Below are 686 nucleotides of genomic sequence, written 5' to 3'. Positions count from 1 at the left end.
GCCCTGGCCCTGGCCGCTGCTGTGCACCACCGTCGTGGCGGGCGCGGCGCTGCCGGCCAGCACGCGGATGTCGCCGCTGGCGCGCCGCACGCTGGCACTGGCGCGCAGGGTGTCGCCCGCATCCACGTCCCAGTCGCCGTCGAACACGAGGTTGCCCGCCAGGCCCAGCCGCTGCAGGGCTTCCTGGCCTTGCGGGCCGAACGCTTCGGTCCACGCCATGGGCAACCCCTGCAGGCGGCCCTGCGTGCGCAAGGCGATGGCGCCATTGGCGGCCTGGGCAAAGCGGACGGGCTCCCAGTGCAGCGTGACCTGCCCCGGCGCCGGGCCGGAGACGGTGGCCTGGCCGCCCGAGGTCTCCACCTGCAGGCTGGGCGACTGGCGCAGAGCAACGGACAGCGGCTGGTTGAACTGCACCGTCCAGGGGCCGGGCAGTTGTTCGTCGCGGGCCTGCGCACGCAACTCGGTGATCTGCGCGTTCCATTGCCCGGGGGCGGCCGTGCCCGCGGTGCCGCGCAGGCGCAGGTCCAGTCGGCGCCGGTCCACGCGTGCCTCGCCGTCCAGCGACAGCGTGGACTGGGGCAATCCGCCGGCCAGTTCGGCGCGCACCGCCGTGAGCCGTACGGCCATGGGCGCAGCCGAGCCGCTGGCGGGCAGGGAGACGTCGAAGCGCGGCGCGGCCAGCCGGG

At 75.7% G+C, this 686-nt stretch carries 1 pseudogene; it reads right to left on the bottom strand.

The features are described 5' to 3' along the window. A pseudogene (locus AC27IO_RS25085) lies at positions 1-686 on the bottom strand (translocation/assembly module TamB domain-containing protein); the annotation flags it as partial.

The organism is Acidovorax sp. KNOB132, from assembly GCF_057541515.1.
Note: the sequence above shows the minus strand (reverse complement) of the source record. Positions and strands in the feature narration are given on the sequence as shown.